At 65.7% G+C, this 19,283-nt stretch carries 26 protein-coding genes; 18 read left to right on the top strand and 8 right to left on the bottom strand.

Annotated elements, in window-relative coordinates:
- Positions 1 to 25: 25 nt before the first annotated feature.
- Entirely contained in the window at positions 26 to 214 is a 189-nt protein-coding gene (locus ACNJYD_RS16375) for a hypothetical protein (protein ID WP_439366926.1), read from the bottom strand.
- Between the two features lie 298 nt (positions 215 to 512).
- On the opposite strand from ACNJYD_RS16375, the gene ACNJYD_RS16380 reads away from it, so the two are divergent.
- Positions 513 to 695: a hypothetical protein gene (locus ACNJYD_RS16380; protein ID WP_439366927.1), complete on the top strand. Its 183-nt coding sequence runs from the start codon at positions 513 to 515 to the stop codon at positions 693 to 695.
- Positions 696 to 832: 137 nt separating this feature from the next.
- Complete coding sequence (locus ACNJYD_RS16385; RefSeq protein WP_212255035.1) at positions 833 to 1,033, top strand: hypothetical protein; 201 nt, start codon at positions 833 to 835, stop codon at positions 1,031 to 1,033.
- Between the two features lie 27 nt (positions 1,034 to 1,060).
- On the opposite strand, the gene ACNJYD_RS16390 is transcribed toward ACNJYD_RS16385, so the two are convergent.
- Entirely contained in the window at positions 1,061 to 1,345 is a 285-nt protein-coding gene (locus ACNJYD_RS16390; RefSeq protein WP_439366928.1) for a hypothetical protein, read from the bottom strand.
- Between the two features lie 276 nt (positions 1,346 to 1,621).
- Here ACNJYD_RS16390 and ACNJYD_RS16395 point away from each other — a divergent pair, with 276 nt between their 5' ends.
- From ACNJYD_RS16395 to ACNJYD_RS16415, 5 genes are all read left to right on the top strand, one after another.
- Positions 1,622 to 1,831: a hypothetical protein gene (locus ACNJYD_RS16395; protein ID WP_172783321.1), complete on the top strand. Its 210-nt coding sequence runs from the start codon at positions 1,622 to 1,624 to the stop codon at positions 1,829 to 1,831.
- Entirely contained in the window at positions 1,831 to 2,031 is a 201-nt protein-coding gene (locus ACNJYD_RS16400; RefSeq protein WP_212255037.1) for a hypothetical protein, read from the top strand. The genes ACNJYD_RS16395 and ACNJYD_RS16400 overlap by 1 nt, the downstream gene beginning before the upstream one ends.
- 65 nt (positions 2,032 to 2,096) lie before the next feature.
- Positions 2,097 to 3,173 (top strand): flavodoxin family protein, encoded by a 1,077-nt coding sequence (locus ACNJYD_RS16405; RefSeq protein ID WP_439366929.1) that lies wholly within the window; start codon positions 2,097 to 2,099, stop codon positions 3,171 to 3,173.
- The gene (locus tag ACNJYD_RS16410) at positions 3,170 to 4,069 is read left to right on the top strand and encodes an NAD(P)/FAD-dependent oxidoreductase (RefSeq protein WP_439366930.1); all 900 of its coding nucleotides are present in this window, start codon (positions 3,170 to 3,172) and stop codon (positions 4,067 to 4,069) included. Before ACNJYD_RS16405 ends, ACNJYD_RS16410 begins: the two co-directional genes overlap by 4 nt.
- Before the next feature lie 56 nt (positions 4,070 to 4,125).
- Positions 4,126 to 4,314 carry a hypothetical protein gene (locus ACNJYD_RS16415; RefSeq protein WP_172783325.1) on the top strand — a complete coding sequence of 63 codons (189 nt, stop codon included), beginning with the start codon at positions 4,126 to 4,128 and terminating at the stop codon, positions 4,312 to 4,314.
- Here ACNJYD_RS16415 and ACNJYD_RS16420 read toward each other — a convergent pair.
- Positions 4,311 to 5,270, bottom strand: coding sequence for a GlxA family transcriptional regulator (locus tag ACNJYD_RS16420; RefSeq protein WP_172783326.1), 960 nt, complete (start codon positions 5,268 to 5,270; stop codon positions 4,311 to 4,313). The two genes, ACNJYD_RS16415 and ACNJYD_RS16420, sit on opposite strands and share 4 nt — an antisense overlap.
- A 92-nt stretch (positions 5,271 to 5,362) precedes the next feature.
- Here ACNJYD_RS16420 and ACNJYD_RS16425 point away from each other — a divergent pair, with 92 nt between their 5' ends.
- Together ACNJYD_RS16425 and ACNJYD_RS16430 are read left to right on the top strand one after the other, a co-directional pair.
- Positions 5,363 to 6,049, top strand: coding sequence for a DJ-1/PfpI family protein (locus ACNJYD_RS16425; protein ID WP_439366932.1), 687 nt, complete (start codon positions 5,363 to 5,365; stop codon positions 6,047 to 6,049).
- Positions 6,050 to 6,108: 59 nt separating this feature from the next.
- Entirely contained in the window at positions 6,109 to 7,374 is a 1,266-nt protein-coding gene (locus ACNJYD_RS16430; protein ID WP_439366933.1) for an ABC transporter substrate-binding protein, read from the top strand.
- A gap of 43 nt (positions 7,375 to 7,417) precedes the next feature.
- Here the strand turns inward: ACNJYD_RS16430 and ACNJYD_RS16435 are convergent, their stop codons facing one another.
- On the bottom strand, positions 7,418 to 7,675 hold the full coding sequence (locus tag ACNJYD_RS16435) for a hypothetical protein (RefSeq protein ID WP_172783329.1): 258 nt from the start codon (positions 7,673 to 7,675) through the stop codon (positions 7,418 to 7,420).
- Between the two features lie 283 nt (positions 7,676 to 7,958).
- Between ACNJYD_RS16435 and ACNJYD_RS16440 the strand changes: the two genes are divergently transcribed.
- Positions 7,959 to 8,333, top strand: coding sequence for a hypothetical protein (locus ACNJYD_RS16440; protein WP_172783330.1), 375 nt, complete (start codon positions 7,959 to 7,961; stop codon positions 8,331 to 8,333).
- 5 nt (positions 8,334 to 8,338) lie between these two features.
- Here the strand turns inward: ACNJYD_RS16440 and ACNJYD_RS16445 are convergent, their stop codons facing one another.
- Together ACNJYD_RS16445 and ACNJYD_RS16450 are read right to left on the bottom strand one after the other, a co-directional pair.
- Positions 8,339 to 9,679 carry a polysaccharide deacetylase family protein gene (locus tag ACNJYD_RS16445; protein WP_439366935.1) on the bottom strand — a complete coding sequence of 447 codons (1,341 nt, stop codon included), beginning with the start codon at positions 9,677 to 9,679 and terminating at the stop codon, positions 8,339 to 8,341.
- A gap of 157 nt (positions 9,680 to 9,836) precedes the next feature.
- Entirely contained in the window at positions 9,837 to 10,643 is an 807-nt protein-coding gene (locus ACNJYD_RS16450; RefSeq protein ID WP_260379459.1) for a polysaccharide deacetylase family protein, read from the bottom strand.
- An 83-nt stretch (positions 10,644 to 10,726) separates the two neighbouring features.
- Between ACNJYD_RS16450 and mgtE the strand changes: the two genes are divergently transcribed.
- The 4 genes from mgtE (at position 10,727) to ACNJYD_RS16470 (ending at position 14,528) form a co-directional block, all read left to right on the top strand.
- Positions 10,727 to 12,148: a magnesium transporter gene (gene mgtE / locus ACNJYD_RS16455; RefSeq protein ID WP_172783333.1), complete on the top strand. Its 1,422-nt coding sequence runs from the start codon at positions 10,727 to 10,729 to the stop codon at positions 12,146 to 12,148.
- A 209-nt stretch (positions 12,149 to 12,357) separates the two neighbouring features.
- Positions 12,358 to 12,675 (top strand): helix-turn-helix domain-containing protein, encoded by a 318-nt coding sequence (locus ACNJYD_RS16460; protein ID WP_172783334.1) that lies wholly within the window; start codon positions 12,358 to 12,360, stop codon positions 12,673 to 12,675.
- A gap of 142 nt (positions 12,676 to 12,817) precedes the next feature.
- Positions 12,818 to 13,636, top strand: a complete 819-nt coding sequence (locus tag ACNJYD_RS16465; RefSeq protein ID WP_172783335.1) for an aldo/keto reductase — start codon at positions 12,818 to 12,820, stop codon at positions 13,634 to 13,636.
- Between the two features lie 49 nt (positions 13,637 to 13,685).
- Positions 13,686 to 14,528 carry a hypothetical protein gene (locus tag ACNJYD_RS16470; protein WP_439366938.1) on the top strand — a complete coding sequence of 281 codons (843 nt, stop codon included), beginning with the start codon at positions 13,686 to 13,688 and terminating at the stop codon, positions 14,526 to 14,528.
- A 99-nt stretch (positions 14,529 to 14,627) separates the two neighbouring features.
- On the opposite strand, the gene ACNJYD_RS16475 is transcribed toward ACNJYD_RS16470, so the two are convergent.
- Complete coding sequence (locus ACNJYD_RS16475; RefSeq protein WP_172783337.1) at positions 14,628 to 15,347, bottom strand: DUF599 domain-containing protein; 720 nt, start codon at positions 15,345 to 15,347, stop codon at positions 14,628 to 14,630.
- A 123-nt stretch (positions 15,348 to 15,470) separates the two neighbouring features.
- Between ACNJYD_RS16475 and ACNJYD_RS16480 the strand changes: the two genes are divergently transcribed.
- From ACNJYD_RS16480 to ACNJYD_RS16495, 4 genes are all read left to right on the top strand, one after another.
- Positions 15,471 to 16,133 carry a glutathione S-transferase family protein gene (locus tag ACNJYD_RS16480; RefSeq protein WP_439366940.1) on the top strand — a complete coding sequence of 221 codons (663 nt, stop codon included), beginning with the start codon at positions 15,471 to 15,473 and terminating at the stop codon, positions 16,131 to 16,133.
- 303 nt (positions 16,134 to 16,436) lie between these two features.
- Positions 16,437 to 16,640 carry a hypothetical protein gene (locus tag ACNJYD_RS16485; RefSeq protein WP_152033469.1) on the top strand — a complete coding sequence of 68 codons (204 nt, stop codon included), beginning with the start codon at positions 16,437 to 16,439 and terminating at the stop codon, positions 16,638 to 16,640.
- Positions 16,641 to 16,796: 156 nt separating this feature from the next.
- Complete coding sequence (locus ACNJYD_RS16490) at positions 16,797 to 17,795, top strand: hypothetical protein (protein WP_439366942.1); 999 nt, start codon at positions 16,797 to 16,799, stop codon at positions 17,793 to 17,795.
- 42 nt (positions 17,796 to 17,837) lie between these two features.
- Positions 17,838 to 18,278 (top strand): DUF1489 family protein, encoded by a 441-nt coding sequence (locus tag ACNJYD_RS16495; RefSeq protein WP_212255048.1) that lies wholly within the window; start codon positions 17,838 to 17,840, stop codon positions 18,276 to 18,278.
- Here the strand turns inward: ACNJYD_RS16495 and panC are convergent.
- The gene (gene panC / locus ACNJYD_RS16500) at positions 18,275 to 19,126 is read right to left on the bottom strand and encodes a pantoate--beta-alanine ligase (protein ID WP_439366944.1); all 852 of its coding nucleotides are present in this window, start codon (positions 19,124 to 19,126) and stop codon (positions 18,275 to 18,277) included. The genes ACNJYD_RS16495 and panC overlap by 4 nt on opposite strands.
- Positions 19,127 to 19,283 lie beyond the last annotated feature (157 nt).

Consider the following 19,283-nt stretch of genomic DNA (forward strand, 5'->3'; position numbering starts at 1 on the left):
GCCGGCGCAGGCGTCATGCTCGCAATCAGGCCGGTTTATGCCGATGCCCGTCCCGCACATCGTGTTCACTTGGAAAGGGCTCTTGAGTTTGCCGGCCGAGAAACGTATCCGGCAGGGGCAGCTCCAGCGCTGCTCGTGCCTTGCGGATTGTCTTGCGAACTTCCTCGACGTGCTTCTCGTCCGACTGCAACAGACGGTGAATCTGCTTGGCCATCAAGCGCTCCCCTGGATCACGCAGGCGGGAGCACCATCGGTCTCTCAGCCACCGGCGCCTACGGGCAGAGCCTCAGCCAGTGATAATGTCACCGTACACCCGCTGCGGCGTTTCAGCTAAGCAAATCGGGGATCTGCCCGTAAATCCCCTTCAGGGCCACCGGGCGCGCGGTCGAGAACGGTCCCGGCGGGGTTGTGACGGCTTAATCCAGGTTAATCGCCGGCGCTTTTTGAGCCGTTGGCGCGATTTGAGTAACCTATGCAAGCGCGCGCGCTCGAGCGTTGTGGCATCGTAACGGATGCCTGACGCCCTGTTTGCCCGCGCCACTCGCGCTATCGAAGAGAGCCGCGCCCTCCGGGAGCAGCACAGACGAGTTGCGGGGCGCTACGGCGATGCGGTGAACGATTTGCGTTTGGCCGTCATGGACAGCGCCATGCTTCGCTCCGAGATCAAGGCGCGCCGCGACAACGAGGAATCGTAACTGCGGTGTTTTCGCAGAAACTGCAACCGTTCCGTTTCTGGAACGTTAGATCATCGGCCCCGCTATGCAGCCGGGAAGCCACCAACCCCGTCGGAACGCAACGGCGCGCTCGACCTCATGCACCAGGAGGACGCCTGATGAGGACGCGACATCGGTTCAAGCAAATCGACACCCTGGAAGCGCGGCTCGCCGCTGAGGCGGAGCGGCTACGCGAACAGGCCAGCTTGCTTCCGCCCGGCGCGGCGCGCGACGAGATCTTGCGCAAGGCGCGCCAGGCGGAAACGGGGTCTCAGATGAGCGAGTGGCTGAGGTCGCCGGGCCTGCAGCCGCCGAGCTAGGTCGACGGCGCCTGGCGGTGCCTGTCGTCAGCGCCGCTTCGCGGCCTTGCTTCGCCGGTTGTAGGGCGAGCGGTTGACCGGCCGCAGCGAAATCCCTTCGCGTTGCGCCTTGCTGCGGATCGCCGCGACGGGGCGCCGCAGCTTGATGCTCATCACGCCGGTCGGCGTGTTGCCCTTGGCAAGCTGCTTAAGCTTGCTCACATCCGCCGCTGTCCAAGGCTCGCGCGCGCGGCGCTTGTAGGCGGGATTTGCCTTGCGCGGGCCTTTGCGGCCGATCGGCGAGCCCGGTCGTTTCCATGCTGCTTTTGCCATGATGATCCTCCTTCAAGTCGTCCTTGAACATACGAATCAGCATTTCGGTTCCGGCGCAGTCCGGATCGATCGGTCCTGCGTTGTGCTTTGCGCAAAATCGCGCAGCGTTAACTTATTGAAATGCTGGAACCGGCCGTTGCGACGGAAGCTACAATCGTTGCCGGGCTGAGCCGCCTCAACCGGCAAGCGACTTGAGTGACAAGAGAACTCGGGCCCCGGCGCCCGATCCCCCGCCGGGGCCTATTTCCCCACAACCGAATTTTCCGCGAAAGTGAAATGACCGCCAAACGAAACCGCAGGAAACAGACCCAAACGCTTCAGGAGCGGCTGGCCGCCTTTGCCGAAAGCGCGCGCGAGCGCGCGCTCAGCCTGCCGCCCGGCCGGGAACGCGAGATGCTGCTGCGCCGCGCCAAGCAGAACGAAGTGACCTTGAACCTCACGGATTGGCTGAGCGCACCCGTCGCTCCAAGGCGAGGACAATCATAGTGGCAAGCATCAAGCATTACCGCGCGTTCCAGATCGATCCGGACGGGCACGTGTTCGGATGCATCAACCTGGTCTGCGACGACGACGAGCAGGCCAAGCGCGAAGCCGCCTCGCTCGTCCTGGTGCATCGCATCGAGCTGTGGCGGCTCGATCAACGGATCGCCAAATTCGATGCGCCGCAGGAGCTTGCTCGCCGGTAGAGTGTTGGGAACCGCACGCTGGGCGCCGGGTTGGTCGGAGGACACCGACTTCGCCAGGAGCCAGCATGACGGATGCCGACATTCGCAACGGGATGCCGCCCGTCAAGCTGTCGCGCGAGGAGTTCGAGCGGCGCTACAGGCGTCAGTTCGTCGATCCCGTCTTTGCTCCGCTCGGCCGTGAGCTCGATGCCATCATCGCGGCGGCCTGGGACGCCTACAGCCATTCGCGCAAGGCACCATTGACGCGGAAGGCCGGCGCAGGCTTCGCCGACCCCGACTACGATCTCGCCGTCGACTGGCTGGATGCGCGCGCAAAAATCCTGGAGGCGCAGCGGCGCCATGACGATGCCGACGTGACGCCTCGCATCCTGATCATCAACGGCTCGGCCCGCAGCGAGCACACCTGCCCCGGCGAGATGTCCAAGACCTGGCGGCTGGTCGAGCTGGCCGAGCCCGTCTTCATCGAGATGGGATTTGCCGTCGACATCCTCGATCTGTCGCGCCTCGCCTCGGAATTCGGCAAGACCATTCATCCTTGCAAGTCCTGCGTCGGCACCGCCATGCCGCTGTGCCACTGGCCGTGCAGCTGCTATCCGAACTATTCGCTGGGCCAGACCCAGGACTGGATGAACGAGATCTATCCGCTCTGGGTTGCGGCGCATGGCATTCTGATCGTGACCCCCGTGAACTGGTATCACGTGCCCGCCGGGCTCAAGGCGATGATGGACCGCATGGTCTGCGCCGACGGCGGCAATCCCGATCCGACCTCGACCCACGGCAAGAACGCCGCGGAAGCCAAGGCCATCGAGCTGAAGGGTTGGCCTTATCCGCGCCATCTCGCCGGCCGCCATTTCGGCGTCGTCGTTCACGGCGACGCGGTCGGCGCCGAGGGCGTGCGCCGGACCTTGTCCGATTGGCTGACCGACATGCAGCTGATCTCGGCGGGCCGCTACGCCGAACTCGACGGCTATGTCGGCTACGGGGAGCCATACGCCACATCGCATCGCGAGCTCGACGAGGACCACGAATTCCAGCAGGGGGTGCAGAATGCGGCGCGCGCACTCGGCAACGCGGTCCGGCTGGCGCGGAGCGGGCACCTCGAGGAGCCCGGCGCCGCTCTTGCGGACCCGAACCCGAAATGACCGGCGCGCAGCTTGAATGCCTGATCGTCGGAGGCGGCCCGGCCGGACTGATGGCTGCGATCTATCTGGCGCGCTTTCGCCGCCGCGTCTGCGTCGTGGACGCCGGCGCGAGCCGGGCGGCGCTGATCCCGCGCAGCCACAATGTCCCGGGCTTCGTCCACGGCCTGTCCGGCACCGAGCTGGTCGAGCGGATGTCGGCCCAGCTGCACGATCTCGCCGTCACGCGCGTAAAGGCCGAGGTCAACGCGTTGCAGCGTCACGAACATGGCTTTGAAGCGAGCTGGAATGGCCGCACGCATGCGGCCGCCACCGTCATTCTCGCCTGCGGGATCGTCGACACGCATCCGCCGTTCGACGATTGGCGCGCCGCCGTCGCCGACGGCCTGTTGCGCTACTGCCCGGTCTGCGACGCCTTCGAGGCGACAGGCCGCCGCATCGGCGTCATCGGCCCACTCGCGCGTGCCGCGGGCAAGGCGCTGTTCCTGCGCGGCTATTCGCGCGACGTGACGCTGCTCGCGACCGGACCGGATGACGATCGGTCGGCAACGTCACGGCTGGCCGAGGCGGGCGTCGAGGTCGTCTTCGCGCCCGATCTACGTTTGCGGCGAAGAGGCGAGGGCGTCGAAGCCGTCTTCGCCGACGGCCATACGGCGCAGTTCGAGATGGTCTATCCCGCCATGGGTGCGCAGGTGCGCTCGCAGCTCGCGATGGCGCTTGGCGCCGACCATACCGGGGAGGGTTATCTAGAGGTCGACGATCATCAGCGCACGTCGATCACCGGGCTCTACGGCATCGGCGACGTCGTCACCGACCTGCACCAGATATCGGTCGCGTTCGGCCATGCCGCCATCGCCGCCTGCACGATCCACAACAGCCTGCCGCCGCGGTTTGCGTGACGGGAACGAAGCGCGGGCTGCCGTCTTGACTGGACGGACCCGCGAAGGAAGAGCCCATGCTGGAAGAGAAGCTCAAGGAAGCGATCGTCGGCGAGTTGCAGCGCCAGGCCGCCGACCGGCCGCAATCGCTGAAGGTCCAGGGCGCGGCAGACGCGAAGGGCTCGGAGGAGCTGACCGTCAACGGCAAGATCGACCTCGGCGCGCTGGTCATGGTGATTGCGGGATCGGTCGCCGGCGGGCCTTAAACCCGGTCTTCCGGAGCTCTCGCGATCCGGGCGGAGCGTCGCACCGACTGTGGCGGCTGACCGAAGGCCCGGATGAAGGCCCTTCGCATCCGCTCGGGGTCGCGAAAGCCGGTGGTTCGCGCGACGCGCTCGATCGTCTCGCCGGAGGACTGCACCCGCTCCCGCGCCACCTCGACGCGCAAGCGTTCGACCGCCTTTGTCGGCGTAGATCCGGTTTCGGCGATGAAGGAGCGGACGAAATGCCTTGAGCTCAGCCCTGCGCGCTCGGCAAGCGCCTCGACCGTGAGAGACGCATCCAGATTCTCGCGCACCCACGACAACAGGCTGCCGAAGCGCCCGTTCGGCGTCTTCAGCTCGAGAAGACTCGAGAACTGCGATTGGCCGCCGCTGCGGCGATGGTAGAGCACGAGCTGGCGGGCGGTTGCCTGCGAAATCTCCTCGCCATGGTCCTCCGCGATCATGGCGAGCGCCAGATCGATCCCGGCCGTGATTCCCGCCGAAGTCCATACGCCGCCATCGCGTGTGAAGATCTGGTCCGGTTCGAGCCTGACCTTCGGATAGCGCCCGATGAAGTCGCGGGTACAGGACCAATGCGTGGTTGCGCAGCGGCCATCGAGGACGCCGGCCTCGGCGAGCAGATAGGCGCCGGAGCAAACGCTGGCCATGCGCACGCCACGGCGCGCCAGTCTTTGAATGAAGGAGATCGTGGTGTTGCAACGCGCCGCAGCTTCGACGCCCTCTCCACCAGCCACGAAAAGAGTCGTAACGGAGCTCGCCGATCGCAGGCTGCGCGCCAGCATCTCGGTGCCAGACGAACTGCGCACCGCCCCGGCCTTCGCCGCAACGTTGATCACGCGCGGTGCATTCGGCGTGTGACGTCTTGCGATCTCGAACACCGAGATCGGCCCGGCCGCATCCAGCAGCTGGAATTCGGGAAAGATCAGGAAGCCGATCATGGACGCGTCCAAAAATGAGGGAATTACGCCGTTTCCGACCACAAGGCCAACATGGCACGCTGACGTCGTCAAGCGCGATGTCGAGGTTGGATATGTCGGGTCCGTTGCAGATCGGCCTTCTGGTGTTTCCCCGCGTTACACAGCTCGATCTCACCGGTCCTGCCCAGGTCTTCTCCAGCCTGCCTGACGTCATGGTGCATTTGATCTGGAAATGCATCGAGCCCGTACCGAGCGATTCCGTGATCGCGTTGACGCCGACCATCACATTCGCTGATTGCCCGCAACTCGACGTGATCTGTGTCCCCGGCGGCTATGGCACCGACGAGCTGATGCTGGACGAGGAGGTGCTTGCCTTTCTGCGTCGGCAGGCGCGCGGCGCGAAATACGTCACGTCGGTCTGCACCGGTTCGCTCGTACTCGGCGCAGCCGGTCTCCTGAAAGGCTATCGCGCGGCCACGCATTGGACGGCGACCGATGCCTTGCCGTTTTTCGGAGCGGAGGTGTCGCGGGAGAGGGTGTGCATCGACCGCAACCGCATGACCGGCGGCGGCATAACCGCCGGCATCGACTTTGCACTCACGCTGGTCTCGATGTTGAGAGGCCGCGCGGCAGCGGAAATGGTCCAGCTCCGCATGGAATACAATCCCGCACCCCCATTCAATGCCGGCTCGCCGGATACGGCACCGGCGGCGATCCTGGCCGCCATGAAGGAGCGGGTTGCGCCGGCGCAGGCGCGTCGACTGGAATTCGTCAGGAAAGTTGTTCACCAGGAGGGGTAGCACCGGCGATTTCAGGGCAGTCATCGCCGGCAGTCCTCGCGGGCAGAGTGGAGGGGAAGATGGTGGATCGCGCAGGCGCGTCGAAGTCATGGCCTATCCGGGTTTGCCGGTCGGCCTTCGGCCTCATCCTGACGCTCGGGGCGGTCGCATGCGCCGAACGGAGTCAGGCCGGCGATTTTTCCGGCGATGTGATCCGCATCGGCATCATCAACGACCAGGCGGGACCCTTGTCGGACCTTGCCGGACCAGGCTCTGTTGTCGCCGCGAAGATGGCGGTCGAGGATTTTCAGAAGGCCACGCCTGGGCTCAAGGTCAACATTGTCGTCGCCGATCATCAGAACAAGCCGGACATCGGTGCCCAGATCGTCCGCAAATGGTTCGACGTGGACGGCATCGACATGGTGGCCGATGTCGGAAATTCTGCCGTTGCGCTCGCCATCCAGTCGATCGCACGCGACAAGAACAGGATCGTTATCTACTCTGCGGTCGGAACCACCGAAATCGGTGGCAGGCAATGTTCGCCCACCGGCCTGATGTGGTTGCACGACAATTACAATCTGGTCGCCGGCTCGGTCCGCAGGCTGGTGTCGCAAGGATATAACAGCTGGTTCTTCATCGCGTCCGACTACGCGTTCGGACGCAACATGGTCGAAGTGTCACAGCGCGTGCTCGCGGCGAGCGGCGCCAAGTCGCTCGGCGCAGTCTTTCATCCGCTGGGAAATGCCGATTACAGCTCGTTCTTGCTCCAGGCCCAGGCCTCAAAGGCCAAGGTGATCGCGTTCGCCAATGCCGGCGAACAGCTCGTGACCTCGATGAAGCAATGGAACGAATTCGGCATGAATACGGGGCCTCAGAAGGCGGTCGCCGAACTCATGTTCCTGACCGATGTTCACGCCATGGGTCCCGAAACCGCCAAGGGCCTTACCACGGTCACCGCTTGGTACTGGGCTCTCAACGAAGCGACGCGGGCGTTCGCCCAGAGGTTCTACAAGCTTCACAACGCCATGCCGACCGCGCCACAAGCCGCCGTCTATTCGGCCGTCCTGCAATATCTGAGGGCCGCGGCTGTCGCGGGCACAGATGAAACCAATGCCGTCCTGGAGAAGATGCGGTCAATGCCGGTAGACGATTTCTATGCACCGGGCGCGCGGCTGCGCGCCGACAACAAGCTGGTGCACGATTTCTATCTCGTCGAGGTCAAGAAGCCTGCGGACGTGAAAGCCCCCTGGGACTACTACAGCGTGGTCGAGACGATCCCTGCCGAGGAAGCCTATCTTCCGCTGAGCCAAAGCGAATGCCCGCTGCTGAAGACCTCGCAAAACTAACCCGCTGCGCCGCGCAGGGCTTGTGCTGCCCTGACGCGCCGCCTCAGCCATACTCATCGCCGATACCGTATTCCCGGTAGATCTCCAACGGGTCGAGCTCGGGAAACAGGCGGCATTTGGCCTGCGCGAGGTGCAGGCTCACCGCTGCCGGCTCCTTGCCGTTGGCGAGCAGCTTGCGGATGTCGTCCATATGCGCGTTCGGCTGGTGCTTCGGCTCGAGCTGCTCCAGCGCGACCAGGGCGGTCGCGAGAGCCTCGGTCAGAACCCAGTCGTCGTGGCCCGTGATTCCCTTCTTCGGCATCGGAAGAACCCCACATCTGGCGGCGGTCGCAGTTTACCGCGCCTTCGGCCAAATCGCTATTGAGCCGTTGCGGGCCCTTCGCGCGCGCGAGGCCAGGGCCAAGCCCCGGCTTGCCTTATGGCCGCGTCAGGCTAAAAGGCGGCTAGTTGCGGGGGCGGCAGTATCTTTGTTGAAACAAACTTGGCGTAGACGGGCCGTATCCAGGCTCGCCGTTCCGGTCTGGGTCCCGATCCCGCACTTTGCAACATCGTAGAGTTGCGACCCCCTCAAGGTTCGAGCCAGCATGGTCTTTCTCAGCTTCGTCTATCGCTTCCTCACCAATTTCGCCTTCATGGCTGTGGTCTATTTCAGCCTGAACTTCATGGAGAAGTATCCGAACCGGGCGATCCTGGCGATCCTGGTGCTGGTCTATGCCGCCATGCGCGCGGCCTCGACGCTGCGGGCGTTCTACTTCTTCCAGAAGATCGAGAAGCTGGAGGCCGAGACCAAGCGCCTTCAGGCTCCGATCAACGACGGTTCGGGCGGCACCAGCGCGCGCAAGCAGGTGATCGCCGACGTCGCGCGGCTGCGGCGCGACGGCGAGCTCAAGTCCTACATGGACTTGTTCTTCCTGGCGCTGATCGTGCTGCTCTGCGTCGCCGCCATCATGCGGCAATAGCGGCCCTAAGCGCGTTTTTTCAGGCTGGCGACGCGGGTCGGACGGGGCGCTGCGCTCTTGGAAGCGGCACCCTTGGAAGCGGCGCCCTTGGATGCGGTGTTCTTGGGTACGATGTCGACGGGCTGCGCGGCATGATCCTCTGCCGCCGGCGCCGCTTGGGCGGTCCTCCGCCCGTGCAGCTTGGCCGTCTTGCCCTTCGCAGCTCTGCCCTGTGCTGCCTTGTCCTTGGCCGGGTGGGGCCTCTCCGCCGCCATGGCAAGCCGGGTCGCGGCGCGCCGCGACAAGGTCGTCGACATCAGCACCTCGACCGAGCCTTCCGGAATCGCGAACAGATCGCGGCCGGGCACGGGCAGGGTGGATGCGAGGTCCATCTGGCCCTTGCTCCGGCGCGGCAGCAGCGACTGGTGCTCGGCCTGCGCATTGAGGTCGGCGAGCGCGGGCGCCGGCAGCGTCTTGGTCTGCGTGAACACGAAGTTCGGCACGCGCGGCCAGCGCGCGATCGGCGTCGTCTCCGATGGCGGATGCAGCAGCCATTCGACCTGAGTGGTCGGCGTCGCCGGCCGCTCGGCGGTGGCGGGCACCACATGCACGATGCGATAGCCGCGCGCCTTGAGGTCGCGGATGATCCTGGGCAGCGCCGCCACCGTGCGGGCCTGAATGTCATGCAGCAGCAGGATGCCCTTACCCTTGGCCTCCAGCCGCTGGATCGCGAGCTGGTAGACGCGGTCGGACGACACGTGCCGCCAGTCATCCGCCGGGAAGTCGGCGCTCCAGACCTGGATGCCCCGCGAGATCAGATGGTTCTCGACGCCCTCGGCGCGCATCAGGCCGGGAATGCGGAAGAACGGGGCGAGCTGCGAGGGATCGGTCATCGCGGCTGCGGTCCATTCGATGCCGCCATTGATCTCCGCCTCGGCCTTCTCGATCGGCATCCGGTCGAAGGTCAGGGGATGGTCCATGCTGTGCGTACCGACGGTGTGGCCCGCCGCCACCAGCTTGCGCACGCCGTCCGGATTGGCCTTGGCCTGGTTGCCGACGATGAAGAAGGTCGCCTTGATGCATTCGTCGGCGAGGATCTTGAGCACCTGGTTGGAATATTTCGGGATCGGACCGTCGTCGAAGGTCAGGACGACCTCATGGTCCTTCAGCGGCAGCGTCTCGCGGTACTGCATGGTGCCGATCAGCGGATGCTCGCGCGGATCGACAACGAGGGTGCGGGAGGTGCCGAGGGCGTCGGGGTGGCCGGGACAGTCGGCCGCAAGCGCAGCCGGCGAACCGACGGTGAGCATTCCCAGACAAAGGACGATCCACGATCGCGTCCGCAAAACAACGCTACTTCCGATCATGAACCTCGTCTGCCCCCATGCAATTGGCGCCTAGATAGGTCGGAGATGGCTCAAAACGGTTCAGCCGTAGCCGCCCTCATCTTTGCACGCCGTAGCATGAACAGAGTGTTAATTGCCCCCAAATCACCCCATTTTGCCCCGGCGTGACATTCCGGCATCAGCGCGTTTCGGCGCTTTTCTGTGATGCGCCAGCCGGTACGATGTGGACCACCCGATAGCCGTTCTCCCTTAGATACCGCAGAAACGCCGGCATCATTGCGGCCGTGCGCGCCTTGTTGTCGTGGAAGAGGATGATGCCCTTGCCGCTCGCGGCGAGGCGATCGGTGACGAGCTTCAATTGCTGCTCCGGCGTCATCTCCTCCCAGTCGCTGGCCCATAGATCGGCCCCGAACACAATGATGCCCCGCGACTGGAGCAGGTCGAGCTGTGCTTGTGTCGACTCGAAATAGGGGAAGCGGAAGAACGGCGTCGAAGGTGTCGTCGTCGAGGTTCCGTGCAGCGCCATTTCGTCCGCGGCAATGCCCCGGTCGATGTCGGCCATGGCCTTCTCGAACGGAATATGCCCCATGAACGGATGCGAGAAGGAGTGATGGCCGACGGTGTGGCCCTCGCGGGCGATGCGCTTGACCATGTCGGGATGCTCGGAGGCGTGCTGGCCGATCAGGAAAAAGGTCGCGCGCACGCATTCCCGTTCCAGCGCCGCCAGCACCTTCGACGTGGTCGGCGGGTTCGGCCCGTCGTCGAAGGTCAGCACGACCTCGCGATCGGCCAGCGGCAGCGTCTGCGGAAAGCTCTTCACGCCAACGCGCGGGTAGGTCTTGGGATCGACCCTGAGGACGCGCGAGGTGCCGAGTGCGTCCTTGCGCGGGCATTCGGCGGCCTTTGTCGCGGCAGTGCCGATGACGGTCGCGGCGAGCGCGCCCGTCATGGTCGAGGTCCACCTCAGTCGCAGCATCTTTGTCATTGCGCTCGGCTTTGCGTTGTGGGTATTGCCTGAACCCTCAGCTCATACCACCCGTTCCAACCTGTCAAACGGCGAGGCGCGCCATGGATGAACATATGGACGTTGCCCCATCCGCTGCGGATTCGGTACTCGACCACGTGCCGATGCGCAATGAAGACGGCGAAATTCGTCACGAATTCGTCGAGGAAATTGCCCGTGCGATCGAGGCCGGCGACAGTGCTGCGCTGCGTGCCTGCGTCGCGGAGCTGCACGAGGCCGATCTCGGCGATCTGATCGGCGCCCTCGAGCCCGACGATCGCGTCCGCCTGGTCGAGCTCACCGGCCGCGATTTCGACTTCTCGGCGCTGAACGAGGTCGATGAGACCGTGCGCGAGGAGATCCTCGAGGAGCTGCCGCCGGAGACGGTCGCCGAGGGCGTCCGCGAGCTCGAATCCGACGATGCGGTCGAGCTCTTGGAAACCCTCGACGCCGAGGAGCAGGAGGAGATCCTGGAGAAGCTGCCGCTCAAGGAGCGCGTCGCGCTCGAGCGCAGCCTGCTGTATCCGGAAAACTCCGCCGGCCGCCGCATGCAAACCGAGTTCATCGCCGTGCCCCAGGATTTCACCGTGGGCCAGGCGATCGACTACATGCGCGAGACGCCGGATCTGCCCGACCGCTTCTACGAGATCTACGTCGTCGACAAGGAGCAGCACTGGCAGGGCGCGGTGCCGCTCGACGTGCTCCTGCGCACGCGCCGGCCGGTGGCGCTGACCGAACTCACCGACGAGGACCGCCGCCGCGTCTCCGTCCTGGAGGACCAGGAGGAGGTGGCGCGCATGTTCGGCAAGTACAATCTCGTCGCCGCACCCGTGCTCGACACCCAGGACCGCCTCGTCGGTGTCATCACCGTCGACGACGTCGTCGACGTCATCGAGGAAGAGGCCGACGAGGACCTCAAGGCGCTCGGTGGCGTCACCAGCGACGAAGAGTTGTCGGATACCTTCCTCACCATCGCCCGCGGCCGTTTCAACTGGCTGCTGGTGAACCTCGCCACCGCGTTTCTGGCGTCCTCCGTGCTCGGCCTGTTCGAGGGGCAGCTGGAGAAGATGGTCGCGCTCGCGGTGCTGGCGCCGATCGTGGCGAGCCAGGGCGGCAATGCCGCCACCCAGACCATGACGGTGGCGGTGCGGGCGCTGGCGACGCGCGAACTCGGCTCCTCCAACGCCTGGCGCGTGGTGATGCGCGAGGCCCTGGTCGGCCTCGTCAACGGCCTCGCCTTCGCCGTGATCACGGGCATCGCGGCGGTGGCCTGGTTCAAGATCCCGGGCCTCGGCATCGTCATCGGGCTCGCCATCATCTGCAACCTCGTCGCCGGCGCGCTCGGCGGCATCCTGATCCCGATGGCGCTGGATCGCGTGCGGGCCGACCCGGCGGTGGCGTCGGGCACCTTCGTCACCACTGTGACCGACGTCGTCGGCTTCTTCTCCTTCCTCGGAATTGCCACGCTCTGGTTCGGGTTGAAGTAGCGACGGCGCACGCTCTCTCCACGTCATTGCGAGCGTAGCGAAGCAATCCAGATTCCCTCCGCGGAAAGATCCTGGATTGCCTCGTCGCAAGAGCTCCTCGCAATGACGGGGGAGGCGGCGGGGGGCACCCCAACCCTCGTGCCCCGAGTGCGCTGCGCTTTTAATCCGACTTTAAGCGACCTGCCGCATCATCGCCTCTGCTTGGGGGAATGGGCATGCGGTTGCGGCTGAAGGCGGACGGACGGATCGTCGAATTGCGGGATGGGCAGGAATTTCCGGTCCAGCCGCGTTCGGTCGAGCCGAAGGCCCATGCGGCGCCGGCTGATACCGGCCCGCTCGCAGTGCGCGATCTGCGCCGGCGCGCCTGCCTGACCCAGATGGAGTTCGCCGCCAAGCTCGGCGTTCCCGTCGAGACCATCCGCAACTGGGAGCAGGGCAAGCGCGCCCCGCGCGGCCCGGCCCGCGCGCTGCTGGCGGTGATCGCGCATGCGCCCGACACCGTGTTCCAGGCGCTCGCCAAGGCGTGACATCAAGGCGTGAAGCCTCGTGCGAACCTCCTGTTAGCATTGCCCTGAATATCCGTCCCGATAGCACTGACGTCCGTTGGCAACCAACACGGACGAGGTCCATAATGTCGACCGGGGCTGCCGCAACGGAAGAGGATTCCTCATGCTGTTCGTTGAGGCCAATGGCGCAAGGATCCCGGCGATCGGGCTCGGGACCTGGGAGCTGGAAGGGCGCACCTGCGCGCGCGTGGTCGAGCAGGCGCTACGGCTCGGCTATCGTCATATCGACACCGCGCAGGTCTACGACAATGAGCGCGAGGTCGGCGACGGCTTGCGCGCCTCCGGCGTGCGCCGCGACGACATCTTCCTCACGACCAAGGTCTGGACCAACCATTTCGCGCCCTATGATCTCGAGCGCTCGGTCAAGGAGAGCCTCGCCCGCCTGCGGCTTCCCTCGGTCGATCTGTTGCTGTTGCACTGGCCCAATCCCCACGTGCCGCTGGCGGAGACGCTGGGCGCGCTGTCGCATGCGAAGACGATGGGCCTGACCCGCCACATCGGCGTCTCCAATTTCACCGTGGCGTTGATCGAGCAGGCGGTCGCGCTGTCGGCGGAGCCGCTCGTCTGCAACCAGGTCGAATATCACCCCTATCTCGACCAGGCGAAGGTGAGGGCGGCCTGCGACCGGCATGGCCTTGCCCTCGTCGCCTACAGCCCGATCGCCAAGGGCCGCGTCAAGTCCGATCAGACGCTGGCCGAGATCGGCCGCGTCCGCCGCAAGACGCCGGCGCAGGTCTGCCTGCGCTGGCTGGTGCAACAGAATGTCGCTGCGATCCCGCGCACCTCGCGCATCGAGCGCCTGTCGGAAAACCTCGAGATCTTCGATTTCGAGCTGTCGGAAGACGAGATGAGCCGGATCGCCGCGCTCGCCCATCCGAGGGGACGCCTGACCGATTTCGGCTTCGCCCCGAAATGGGATTGAGAGGGACCCGGGGTATGCTAGGACCGCGGCGGCAACCCAAGATCGGTCCATGGAACTGCGGAAGATCATACGGACGGACATTGCGGCGTCGGCAATCGCCCATCTGACGCTGGTGGCGCTGATCATCGTGATCAGCGAGGTCCGACCGTTTCAGAGCCGGCCGCCCGAGACTGTCACGGTCGACATCGTCACGCCGGAGCAGGTGAAGCATGAGGAAGCCAAGGCCGAGGAGAAGAAGGACGAGGCGAAGCCGCCGGAGTCGCTTCCCGATCTGAAGCTGCCGAAGCCGGACGTCACCGACAAGGCCGAGGCATCGAAGCCCGCGGCCAAGCCGCAGGCGGCAGCACCATCACAGCAGGCCTCGCCCGAGCCGCAGCAGAAGCAGCCGGAACCCTCTCAGGCCGCGAAGCAGCGTGAAGCCAACACGCAGCCGCCACCGCAGACCGCGCCGCAGCCGGCCTATCAGGCCCCGCAGCCGGACGTCACCATCAAGTACGGGGTCATGCTGGGCCTGCCGCCCGAATTGCCGGTCGAGCCGAAAGGCGCCAGGGACGACGGCGGCGATGCCAACGATTCAATCGCTGCAAAGCTTCCGTCCGAGGTCATCGCGGAGCTTCGCCGTCATTTGCGTACCTGCGCCAAGCTGCCGGCCGGGGTCGCACCGACCGACAACGTCCGTGTCAAGCTGCGCACGGTGTTCGCCACCGACGGCACGCTGGCGCGCGAGCCCATCCTGATCGCGGCGCCGCCGTCCGCGAAGGGCGTGGCCATCGTCAAGTCCGCGACGAGCGCGCTGCAGAACTGCCAGCCCTACAAGATGCTGCCGGCCAATTTGTACGAGGAATGGAAGGTGCTGGACCTGCCGTTCAGCCCGCGGGATTTTGGCGGATAGCGCGTAGTCTCGTAGTTGCCTCCGAGCAATCCGTGCGGCGCTGGGTCCCGGCTCTGCGAAGCAGCGCTTCGCGCTGCATTGCGTCCGGGACAAGAGAGATCAATGCCCGCGCTTCATTCCCTCGTCACCATTCACCACCACCTCCGGTGCCATCGCGGCCCAGGCGCTGGACGCGAACTGCCGTCGCCAGGTCACGACCACCACGGCTGCCGTGGTCACGAACAGCACCCAGGGACTGACGAACCAGCCGAGATAGCCGAGCGCGAAGAAGAAGGCGCGCTGGCCGCGGTTGAAGTGCCGGCCGGCGGATTCGAACAGGCGCGAGGTGCGGATGACGTGGGCTTCGGCCTCGGGCGTGTCGCGCTGCGAGGCCGGCGGCATGCCGCCGAACAGGATCGCGACATAGTTGAACAGGCGATAGGCCCAGGCGAATTTGAAGAAGGCGTAGACGCAGATCAGCACGAGGCCGACGCATTTCAGCTCCCACATCGCCGGCGAGGTGCTGAGGTCCATCGGCAGCTTGCTCAGGATCGTGATGGCGTCGTTGGTGGCGTGCAGCAGCGCCAGCGCGCCGCCGAGCGCGAACAGGCTGGTGGAGGCGAAGAAGGCCGTGCCGTTCTGCAGCGAGGCCATGATCTGCATGTCGACCATCCGCGTGTCGCGGTCGAGCAGCCGGCGCACCCAAACCTCGCGATAGCGGTTCATGCGCGCCGACAGGCTGTTGCGGGCATAGGCCGAGTGCTCCAGCGTGAGGGCATAGGCCAGCCATTCGATGATGAAGAAGCCGACGGCGGTAATGTCGACCCAATGCCTGCTCATGTCCGTCTCCTGGCAAGGATCGCAACGATTGCCACGCATGACGGGACGCAGCAACGATTGATTGGCGGCAGGCGATGGCGTTAAAAGCGGCTGCAACCGCAGGACTAATGAAGGACCAGTGACATGACTGCGCTAAAGCTCGCGATCGGCAACAAGAACTACTCGTCATGGTCGATGCGGCCCTGGCTCGCGCTCCGCGCCAACGACATCCCGTTCGAGGAGACGCTGATCCCGCTCTACACCGACGATCCCGCCGACAAGGAGCAGATCCTGTCCTTCAGCCGCGCCGGAAAGGTGCCGGTGCTGGTCGACGGCGACGTCACGGTGTGGGATTCGCTCGCCATCATCGAATACATCGCTGAGCGTTACCCGGAAAAGAAGCTGTGGCCCGACGATGTCGCGGCGCGCGCGCATGCCCGTTCGGTGTGCGCCGAGATGCATTCCGGATTCGTGCCGCTGCGCAACGAATGCGGCATGAACCTGCATCGGCCGATTGGTCCCGTGGCGCTGTCGGCGGACGCCAAGGCCAACATCGCGCGCATTGAGGAGCTCTGGCGCGAGTGCCGGACCCGCTATGGCGCGAAGGGGCCGTTCCTGTTCGGCCGCTTCGGTGCCGCGGACGCCATGTACGCCCCGGTCGTGCATCGCTTCCGCACCTATGCGATCGAGGTGGCGCCGGACACCAAGGCCTACATGGAGACGATGATGGCGCTGCCGGCGTTCCAGGAATGGACGCGCGACGGGCTGGCCGAAACGCTGGTCATCGCCAAGTTCGAGGACGCCTGACCGGAAGGTCTGACGGCGGCGGCCGGCCGCGTGCCGTCCGGCCGCCTCTCGGGGTTGCAATGGGCGAGGGCCGTGGGATCGGGGGCTGCGACACCGCCTGCGACATGCCGGGGGGAATGAGCCTCTCCGGCGGTACCATCGGCCCGCCGGCTGTCTCCTATCATTCTGAAATGACTGCAAAATCCGAGCGCGTGCCATGCCGGCATGGCGCTGGCCAAAACGGCGCGACGCGTGCTATACAGCGGCCCGGGTTTCCGGCCGCCATCGCAGTGGGACACTGGGCGAGGCGGCGCTGTTTGAGTGATGGAGAGGGTGTTGAAGCACAAATTCCCCGTGGGAACGCGCGTCCTGTTCACGGCCAGCAATGTCGCGCGTCCGGCTGCGAGCGGCGCGTATGAGGTCATCCGTCTGCTTCCGACCGACGGCGACGACTGCCAGTACCGGATCAAAAGCTCGACCGAAGCCTTCGAGCGCGTTGCCAAGGAAAGCCAGCTCGCGCTCTCCTGAACGCCGACGCCGTCAGCGCATAGGCGCCTCCCGGGGATTGTATTCTGCCGCCGTCAAAAGGCCCGCTTCGCCTTCACAAGGTGGGCCGGGGGCAGTCGCCGACTCGCGGTGCTCGCTTGACCATCCGCTCTTTGCTCGCGTGAGGAACCGTCGCGCATGAACTGGGCATGGGCCACTTCGCTCGACCAAATCTGGCGTTCGCCGGCCTTCCCGATGTGGATGACGCTGGCGGCTGCCGGATTCTTCGGATTGATCCTCCTGATTACGCTGCTGCGCGCCGACAGATCCGTCGCCAACGGGGCGCTGACCGTCATCACCCTGCTATCCATCGTGATCGCCGGTGCAGCCACGATGCGTCTCTATGGACCGGAGGCGCCGTCCGCTCCGGCCGAGGCGCGCGCGCAAGCTGCGGTGACGGCGAGCATGCCTGCGCTGTCCTGTCTCGACGATCTCGCTGGCGATGTCGTCGCCGCGGGCTGCGAGAAGGCGCTGTTCGGCGCGCCTGATGCTGCGGCTGCGGCGGTCTCCTCCACGGCGGCCAGGATCGATCGGCTGACCGCGCTCGGCGACGCCGCCACGGCCGAGAAGAGCCTGACACTCGACATGAAGGCGCTGCGCAAATCGCTCGAGCGCGATCGCTACGGCCTCGTTGCGCATGTGCTGGTGGCACGCGATGGCTGCACGCAGTTCGATTGTGCCGCGTTCCGCTCGCTGACCGACCAGCAGCAGGTCGCCGCCAACATGGACTCCCATCTCTACGACACGCTGGTGGCGCGCTATGCGCCGACCTGGAACGCGCCCGCTGCAGCGCCGGCGATGGCGGCCAACGCCGCGCTCGCCGGACTGCCGCCGTCGGTGCCGACGGGCAAGCCGACCAATGCCGAGTTCCCGAGCGCGTCCTCGACGCCGCCGGTCAGCATCATGAATCCGGAGCCCACGGCGGCGACGCGCCAGGCCGCGCCGGCCGCGAATGCGGCGGCTGCACCGCGTGCGCCGGCCGCAGCCTCCGCACAGGCCGCCGCGCCTGCGGCATCAAGCCCGCCGGCTGCGAAAAAACCGCCGGCCCAAAAGGCTGCACGTGCGCCTGCCACGCCGGTTCCGCTCGCGCCGCCGCCGGCCTCGACGGCTGCTCCCGCGCCTGCGGATAACGAGTAGATCGGCATTCCAAATGCGCGGCTGCCCGGCTAATGCTTGGGCATGCCACTCCATCTGATCAAGCTCGCCGTCGGCTGCGACTCCGTCAAGGAATTGAAGGAGTGGGTGGCCGAACGGATGCAGACCGCCAAGAAGAAGGGTCTGCCGCAACATCACATCCACATCACCCGCATGGTCCCCAAGCGCGACGCCGAGATCCTCGCCGGCGGTTCGCTCTACTGGGTGATCAAGGGCGAGATCGCCGCGCGCGAAAAGATCATCGCCATCGAGCCGTTCCGCGACAAGGATGGCATCGGGCGCTGCCGCATCGTGATGCAGCCGAAGGTGATCTCGGTGTCGCCGCGGCCGATGCGCCCGTTCCAGGGCTGGCGTTATCTGACTGATGATTCGGTACCGTCCGATCTCGGCAAGTCCACGGCCGGCTCGATTGCGGCGATGCCGGAGCCGATGCGGCGCGAGCTGCGTGACCTCGGGCTGCTCTAAACCGCGATATTGTCGATCAGCCGGGTGGTGCCGAGCTTGGCCGCGAGCAGGATCCGCAACGGGCCGTCCTTGCGCGAGGTAACCTTTGCCAACGTCTCGGCGTGGCGCAGCTCGAAATAGTCGAGCGCAAGGCCGGCCGACTTGATCATCGTGGCGCCGCCCGCCATCGCCGGCGCAATCGCATCGCCGGCACGGATGCGCCCGGCGCTCTCTTTCATGGCGCGGTAGAGGACGGTGGCGGCCTGGCGCTCCTCGGGCGAGAGGTAGACGTTGCGCGAGGACATCGCGAGTCCGTCGCGCTCGCGCACGGTGCGGGAGCCGATCACCTTGACGCCGAGGTCGAGGTCGCGCGCCATCTGCGTCACCACCCGCAATTGCTGGAAATCCTTTTCGCCGAAGATCGCGACATCCGGCCGGCACTGCGTGAACAGCTTGCCGACGACGGTGGCAACGCCGCCGAAGAAGTGCGGACGGAAGCGGTCCTCGAGTCCGGCGAGCGCCGGCCCCTCCGGCACGATGCGGGTGGCAAAGCCCTTGGGATACATGGCCGCGACGCCGGGATGCCAGACGATATCGACGTCCTCGGCCGCGAGCTTGGCGATGTCGGCCTTCCAGGTGCGCGGATAGGCGCCGAAATCCTCGGTCGGGGCGAACTGGGTCGGGTTGACGAAGATCGACACCACGACGCGGCTGGCGCGCCGCCTGGCGAGGCGAACCAGCGACACATGCCCGTCATGGAGCGCCCCCATGGTCGGGACCAGCGCGATCGTGGCCTTTCGCTTGCGGAGATCGTCGACGGCGCGTCGCAGGGCAGGGACCGTGCGAGCGATCAATGGGCGTGCTGACATCGGGACTCGACGGATTGGAAAGCGGCGCAGGTGCGGGCCTCGCGCCCGGCCAGCTAACCTTAACAAGCGGAGATCGTGGACGCTATGCATCCGGATGCGGCACAGCATCCCGCGCAAGGCCGCGCAAAACGTCGCGACATTGTGGGCTGGATCACAG

Source organism: Bradyrhizobium sp. SPXBL-02, from assembly GCF_051853065.1.
Lineage (GTDB): Bacteria > Pseudomonadota > Alphaproteobacteria > Rhizobiales > Xanthobacteraceae > Bradyrhizobium.

Bases quoted from the DNA above. Each gene is read 5' to 3' on its own strand.
- ACNJYD_RS16375 (WP_439366926.1), bottom strand. From the start codon at position 214: ATGGCCAAGCAGATTCACCGTCTGTTGCAGTCGGACGAGAAGCACGTC.
- ACNJYD_RS16420 (WP_172783326.1), bottom strand. From the start codon at position 5,270: ATGATCGGCTTCCTGATCTTTCCCGAATTCCAGCTGCTGGATGCGGCC.
- ACNJYD_RS16460 (WP_172783334.1), top strand. From the start codon at position 12,358: ATGGGCATGCGGTTGCGGCTGAAGGCGGACGGACGGATCGTCGAATTG.
- ACNJYD_RS16450 (WP_260379459.1), bottom strand. From the start codon at position 10,643: ATGACAAAGATGCTGCGACTGAGGTGGACCTCGACCATGACGGGCGCG.
- ACNJYD_RS16445 (WP_439366935.1), bottom strand. From the start codon at position 9,679: ATGATCGGAAGTAGCGTTGTTTTGCGGACGCGATCGTGGATCGTCCTT.
- ACNJYD_RS16485 (WP_152033469.1), top strand. From the start codon at position 16,437: ATGGAGAGGGTGTTGAAGCACAAATTCCCCGTGGGAACGCGCGTCCTG.
- ACNJYD_RS16435 (WP_172783329.1), bottom strand. From the start codon at position 7,675: ATGCCGAAGAAGGGAATCACGGGCCACGACGACTGGGTTCTGACCGAG.
- panC (WP_439366944.1), bottom strand. From the start codon at position 19,126: ATGTCAGCACGCCCATTGATCGCTCGCACGGTCCCTGCCCTGCGACGC.
- ACNJYD_RS16410 (WP_439366930.1), top strand. From the start codon at position 3,170: ATGACCGGCGCGCAGCTTGAATGCCTGATCGTCGGAGGCGGCCCGGCC.
- mgtE (WP_172783333.1), top strand. From the start codon at position 10,727: ATGGATGAACATATGGACGTTGCCCCATCCGCTGCGGATTCGGTACTC.
- ACNJYD_RS16430 (WP_439366933.1), top strand. From the start codon at position 6,109: ATGGTGGATCGCGCAGGCGCGTCGAAGTCATGGCCTATCCGGGTTTGC.
- ACNJYD_RS16405 (WP_439366929.1), top strand. From the start codon at position 2,097: ATGACGGATGCCGACATTCGCAACGGGATGCCGCCCGTCAAGCTGTCG.
- ACNJYD_RS16465 (WP_172783335.1), top strand. From the start codon at position 12,818: ATGCTGTTCGTTGAGGCCAATGGCGCAAGGATCCCGGCGATCGGGCTC.
- ACNJYD_RS16480 (WP_439366940.1), top strand. From the start codon at position 15,471: ATGACTGCGCTAAAGCTCGCGATCGGCAACAAGAACTACTCGTCATGG.
- ACNJYD_RS16470 (WP_439366938.1), top strand. From the start codon at position 13,686: ATGGAACTGCGGAAGATCATACGGACGGACATTGCGGCGTCGGCAATC.
- ACNJYD_RS16490 (WP_439366942.1), top strand. From the start codon at position 16,797: ATGAACTGGGCATGGGCCACTTCGCTCGACCAAATCTGGCGTTCGCCG.
- ACNJYD_RS16475 (WP_172783337.1), bottom strand. From the start codon at position 15,347: ATGAGCAGGCATTGGGTCGACATTACCGCCGTCGGCTTCTTCATCATC.
- ACNJYD_RS16385 (WP_212255035.1), top strand. From the start codon at position 833: ATGAGGACGCGACATCGGTTCAAGCAAATCGACACCCTGGAAGCGCGG.
- ACNJYD_RS16425 (WP_439366932.1), top strand. From the start codon at position 5,363: ATGTCGGGTCCGTTGCAGATCGGCCTTCTGGTGTTTCCCCGCGTTACA.
- ACNJYD_RS16390 (WP_439366928.1), bottom strand. From the start codon at position 1,345: ATGGCAAAAGCAGCATGGAAACGACCGGGCTCGCCGATCGGCCGCAAA.
- ACNJYD_RS16415 (WP_172783325.1), top strand. From the start codon at position 4,126: ATGCTGGAAGAGAAGCTCAAGGAAGCGATCGTCGGCGAGTTGCAGCGC.
- ACNJYD_RS16395 (WP_172783321.1), top strand. From the start codon at position 1,622: ATGACCGCCAAACGAAACCGCAGGAAACAGACCCAAACGCTTCAGGAG.
- ACNJYD_RS16495 (WP_212255048.1), top strand. From the start codon at position 17,838: ATGCCACTCCATCTGATCAAGCTCGCCGTCGGCTGCGACTCCGTCAAG.
- ACNJYD_RS16440 (WP_172783330.1), top strand. From the start codon at position 7,959: ATGGTCTTTCTCAGCTTCGTCTATCGCTTCCTCACCAATTTCGCCTTC.
- ACNJYD_RS16380 (WP_439366927.1), top strand. From the start codon at position 513: ATGCCTGACGCCCTGTTTGCCCGCGCCACTCGCGCTATCGAAGAGAGC.